This is a genomic window from Streptomyces sp. NPDC050560 (genome assembly GCF_044457285.1).
In the GTDB taxonomy this organism is placed as follows: Bacteria; Actinomycetota; Actinomycetes; order Streptomycetales; family Streptomycetaceae; genus Streptomyces.
In genome coordinates, this window is record NZ_JBITGT010000032.1 from 1 (window position 1) to 5,415 (window position 5,415).

At 73.7% G+C, this 5,415-nt stretch carries 3 protein-coding genes and 2 pseudogenes; all 5 read left to right on the forward strand.

The features are described from left to right. Positions 1–86, forward strand: a pseudogene (locus ACIBIW_RS36675) (ATP-binding protein); the annotation flags it as partial. Between the two features lie 374 nt (positions 87–460). Beyond that, a complete protein-coding gene (locus tag ACIBIW_RS36680; RefSeq protein ID WP_399342874.1) occupies positions 461–4,198 on the forward strand; it encodes a nitrate- and nitrite sensing domain-containing protein in 3,738 nt (1,245 codons plus the stop codon). 10 nt (positions 4,199–4,208) lie between these two features. Continuing rightward, on the forward strand, positions 4,209–4,622 hold the full coding sequence (locus ACIBIW_RS36685) for a roadblock/LC7 domain-containing protein (protein WP_189419756.1): 414 nt from the start codon (positions 4,209–4,211) through the stop codon (positions 4,620–4,622). Positions 4,623–4,716: 94 nt separating this feature from the next. After that, complete coding sequence (locus tag ACIBIW_RS36690) at positions 4,717–5,298, forward strand: DUF742 domain-containing protein (RefSeq protein WP_399342876.1); 582 nt, start codon at positions 4,717–4,719, stop codon at positions 5,296–5,298. After that, positions 5,279–5,415, forward strand: a pseudogene (locus ACIBIW_RS36695) (ATP-binding protein); the annotation flags it as partial. The gene ACIBIW_RS36690 and the pseudogene ACIBIW_RS36695, both read left to right, overlap by 20 nt.

Consider the following 5,415-nt stretch of genomic DNA (forward strand, 5'->3'; position numbering starts at 1 on the left):
TCACCACCGACGCCCGCCACCGCGCCGACGCCAAAAGCGCCCTCATCACCCTCGTCGAACACGCCCTCATGGCCCGACTACGGTGACCACCCCCGGATGCGTAGGCCGCTACGGCCGCTGACGTATCCACCGTGTCGACAAGAAGTCGACAAGAACGAGAGCCGGTTGTGTCGTACGACACGACCGGCTCCGGCGTTCGTAACAGTTTGAGCGAGAAATCAGCCTCCGGCGCCACGCGTCGCGGTCGCCCGGTGCCCCTGCGCTGATGGCCGCCCTCCCCTTTGGCGTGAACCGCCCTCTATGCGCGTTTTCTCCTCGGTGGCGCATCCTTGCCTCCGTGGCGCGCGAAGCGTTTGAAGACCACTGCCTGACGTGCTGGAATGCGCGAAACCGCCCGGTTGTACCCGGGTCTGGTACGACGGCGGCACCGCGGTGCCGATGCCGAGAGGTTGTTGGTCCAGTGAGGCGTAGCAAGAGCGGCCCGGGGGCGTCCGCGCGCGGCAATTTCACGCCCCCGAACGCGGCGGCCCCCGCCGCGGGCGCACCCGACGGCTCCCTTCCGCCCCCCGGCCGCCGCCTCGCGCCCCGCAACTGGCGGGTGCCGACCAGGCTCAACGCGATCCTGCTGATACCCGTGCTGGTCGGCCTGGTGATGGGCGGCTTCCAGGTGCAGCACTCCCTCGACACCTGGAAGCAGGCGAGGGACGCCGAGGAGACGGCGCGGCTGGTGCGCGCGGCGCTCACGTACAGCCAGAGCCTGATCGACGAGCGCGACGTCTCGGCCGCGCCGCTGCTGCGCGGCAGGACCGACGACCCGGCCGTCGCGCGGGTGCGCAGGACCACCGACGACGCCGCCGCGGCGTTCCGGCGCGCCACGGGCAACATGCCGGACAAAACCGGGCTCAAGCGCCGCCTCGCCGCCTTCCACACGGTGGAGCCCGGGCTCGGCAAGCTCCGCAAGACCGCCTACACCTCCGCGCTGCCCGGGGTGCGCACGGAGGAGGCGTACGTCACCATCCAGCATCCGCTGATGCAGTTCGCCAACGAGCTGGGGCTCGGCACCGGCAACATCACCAGCTACGGCCGCACCGTCTACGCGATATCGCTGGCGAAGGCCGCCGGGTCGCTGGAGCGCTCCATCGGCACCCACCTCCTCGTCAAGCCGGGCCCCGGCGCCGCCGACCTCGGCAGGCAGCGGGTCGCGCTCAGCTCGTACGCCTACCTGGAGCGCATCGCCGTCGAGGAGTACACGTCGGGCGGCACCCAGCGCGACGTGGACACGCTGACGGCGGCGCAGCGCCAACTGGCCGGGGACGCCAAGGAGCAGGCGGCGCGGGACGCCGCGGCGGCCAAGGCCGCGGGGCGCGACTACACGCCGCCGCCCGGCGCCGAGGAGACGGTCGCCCAGCTCGCCGCGCTGCCCGACACCTCGGGCGGCGCCCGGGACAAGCTCGCCGACAAGGGGATCACCGAGGCCGGCTGGTGGCGGTCGAACACCGCCAAGTTCGACGCGTACCGGGGCATCGAGAGCGACCTCGCCGACAAGGCGGTACGGGAGGCGTCGGGCATCGCGGACGACGCGAAGCGGTCCACCCTCGTCACGGCCGGGGCGGTGCTGGTGGCGCTGCTCGCGGCGTTCGTGCTCGCCGGGCTCATGGCGCGGCAGATGGGCCGCAGCATGCGGCGGCTGCGCACGGCCGCGTTCGGGATCGCGCAGGAGCGGCTGCCGATGCTGGTCGACCAGCTCTCGCGGACCGACCCCGGGCAGGTCGACACGCGCGTGAAGCCGCTGCCGATCTCCTCGACCGACGAGATCGGCGAGGTGGCGCGCGCCTTCGACCAGGTGCACAGGGAGGCGGTGCGGCTCGCCGCCGAGCAGGCGCTGCTGCGCGGCAACATCAACGCCATCTTCACCAACCTCTCGCGCCGCCAGCAGTCCCTCATCGAGGGCCAGCTCACCCTGATCACCGGCCTGGAGAACAACGAGGCGGACCCGGAGCAGTTGGAGAACCTGTTCAAGCTGGACCACCTCGCCACCCGGATGCGCCGCAACGGCGAGAACCTCCTGGTCCTCGCGGGCGAGGAGCCGGGGCGCCGGTGGGACCAGCCGGTGCCGCTTGTGGATGTGCTGCGCGCGGCGGTCTCCGAGGTGGAGCAGTACGCCAGGATCGAGATGAGCGGGGTGCCCGAGGCCGACATCCACGGCCTCGCGGTGACCGACCTGGTGCACCTGCTGGCGGAGCTGCTGGAGAACGCGACGTCGTTCTCGTCGCCGCAGACCCGGGTGCGGGTGACCGCGACGCGGATACCCGACGGCCGCGTGATGATCGAGATCCATGACAAGGGCATCGGCCTGACCGCCGAGGACTTCGCGGACATCAACCACAAGCTGGCCAACCCGCCCACCGTGGACGCCACCGTGTCGCAGCGCATGGGCCTCTTCGTGGTCGGCCGCCTCGCCGACCGGCACGGCATCAAGGTGCAGTTGCGGCCCCTGGGCGAGCAGTCCGCCGGGACCACGTCGCTGGTGATGCTGCCCGCCGCGATCACCCACGGCGGCGGCGCGCAGCCCGCCGAGGACGAGTTCACGGTGTCCTCGATGATCCCGCAGGCGCCGCAGGCGTTTCCCCAGGAGGCCCAGCTCACCGCGGCAGACCTCGGCTTCGACGACAGCCGCTACGGCGACGCGGACGGCGAGCGGCGCCCGGACGGCGCGGGCCTCGACCCGGTGGGCCGCTCCCTGGAGCGCGGGGTGCGGCGCGCGGCGCTTGAGGCACAGGCGCAGTCGAACCGGCCGCGGCAGGACGGCGCCGCGACCGGGCAGCACGCGCGCGTGCCGGGCGACGGCGCCGCGCTGCCCCCCGGCTACGAGGCGGCGGCCCCGGGGCAGGTGGGCGCCGGTGCCGGGTACGACGCCGCGGCCCCATCGGCTCCGTACGGCGGCTACGGTGCGGGGCGGCAGGCGCCGTACGGCGCGGGCCAGGACGGCTACGGCGCGGGGACCACGCCGGGCTACGGCGCCGGGGCGCCCGGCGGGTACGCCGCCCCCGAGGGCTTCGCCATGGCGCCCTACGGCGACGGAGCACCCGCGCCGTACGACGCCGCACAGCCCACCGCGTACGACGGGGTGCCCGCGGCGGCGTACCAGGAGCCGTCGGCTCCGTACGCCGCGACGTCGCCCGCGCCCTACGACGCGACATCCCCCGCACCGTACGACGCGACGTCGCCCACCGAGTACGACGCGACGTCCCCCGCACCGTACGGCGCGACGTCCGCCCCCTACGGCGCGCTGCCGCCCGCGGCGCCCGGCGTCGTCCCCGCGGCGAACGGCCAGGGGCCGGTCGACCCGCAAGCGTCCCTCCAGGAGCCCTACAGCGCCCCCTACGCGCCGTTCGGCGGCGGCGATGCGGAACAGGTCCATCCGGTGGGCGACGGCGCCTCACAGGGGCGTCCTGGGCCCTCGGACCAGACGGCACCCACCGGTCCCCCGCAGCCGCCCGCCTGGGGCTACGATGACCAGTCCGGCGAGGGCAACGGGCAAGGCGACAACGGCCATTGGGGGACGCATGACGACCAGTACGCGTCCGCTCCGGCCCCCGCGCAGAACCCGTCCCAGGGCCGGACCCCCGGCGCGGGGGCGGCCACGGGCCCCGGCGGTCCGAGCCCCGCGCACAGCAACGGCACCCATGAGCTGACCGAGGCGGGACTCCCCCGCCGCGGCTCCGCGAACGGCGACCGGGGCGGCCGGGCCGCCGGCCGCGGCGCGGGAAGCGGGGGGCCCGGCGACGTCCCACGCCGCGACGCCCCCGCGGGCGCCACGGGCACCGGCACCCCCACGACCGACGGAACCAGCATGAACGGCCACACGACGCCAGGCGGCGACCCCGACGAGTGGAACTCCCCCAACGACGAGCGCTGGGAGCGCGCGGGGCGGGCGAGAGAGCCGAGGGCCGGCGGTGTGACACCGTCGGGGCTGCCGCGGCGTACGCCGCGGGCCAATCTGGTCGACGGCGCCGCGGAGCAGTCGCCGCCCGGGGGGCCGCAGGTGTCTCGCGCTCCGGAGGATGTCAGGGGCAGACTGAGCAACCTGCGCCGCGGCGTCCAGCGCGGCCGCGACGCAGGCGGCGACACCGAGACCCGTACCACGGCGGAGCAGCAGCACAGTGGTCATGACAGCAGCTACGACCAGGAGCGTTAGTGTGAGCCCGATGAGCCAGGCGGCCCAGAACCTGAACTGGTTGATCACCAACTTCGTGGACAACACCCCCGGGGTGTCCCACACCGTGGTGGTCTCCGCCGACGGACTCCTTCTGGCGATGTCCGAAGGCTTCCCCCGAGACCGCGCCGACCAACTCGCCGCCGTCGCCTCGGGACTGACCTCACTGACCGCGGGCGCGTCCCGCATCTTCGAAGGCGGTCACGTGAACCAGACGGTTGTGGAGATGGAGCGGGGATTCCTGTTCATCATGTCCATTTCCGACGGTTCCTCACTGGCCGTTCTTGCTCATCCCGAGGCCGATATCGGTCTTATCGGGTACGAAATGGCTCTTCTTGTGGACCGGGCGGGCACCGTGCTCACCCCGGACCTGCGTGCCGAGCTTCAGGGCAGCCTGCTGAACTAGCCGCCCGGCGGTGCGGGCCGCCGTCCCGGGGCCTTAAGGTTTCGGAACGCAAGGGACCCGCTCACCCCGCGCCGGGCACCCGGAGGAGGTCATCGTGGCAACAACCCCTGGCGGTTCGTCGTCGGCCGACTGGTCCTTCGGGCGCGGCAGAGGCCACGGCGACCGCGGGCGGCGCGGGCCGCGGCACTCGGCGGCGTACCCGCCCGCGGGGTCGGGCGGCGGTGGGGTCCCCGGACAGCCGTACCCGCGGCGGCAGCAGCCGCTCCCGTACGACCAGCCGTACCAGCCGGTCGACCCGCCGCCCGCGGCCACGCCCGCGCCCCCGGCGGGCTCGGGCAACCCGCTGGTGCGGCCGTACGCGATGACCGGCGGCCGGACCAGGCCGCGCTACCAGCTCGCCCTTGAGGCGCTGGTCCAGACGTCGGTGGCGCCGCAGGACGTGCAGGGCCGGCTGCCCGAGCACCAGCGGATCTGCCACCTGTGCCGGGAGATCAAGTCCATCGCGGAGATCTCGGCACTGCTCGCCATTCCCCTCGGCGTGGCCCGGATTCTCGTCGCCGACCTGGCGGAGGCCGGGCTCGTCGCCATCCATCAGCCCGGCGGCGACGAAGGCGCCGACGGGCAGCCAGACGTGACATTGCTCGAAAGGGTGCTCAGTGGACTTCGCAAGCTCTAGCGGCGGGACCGCCAGATCGACCACCTCGGCGAAGATCGTGGTGGCCGGCGGGTTCGGCGTGGGCAAGACCACGTTCGTCGGCGCGGTCTCGGAGATCAACCCGCTACGCACCGAAGC

Excerpts from the sequence above, each read along its gene's own strand:
- ACIBIW_RS36685 (WP_189419756.1), top strand. The coding sequence starts at position 4,209 with ATGAGCCAGGCGGCCCAGAACCTGAACTGGTTGATCACCAACTTCGTG.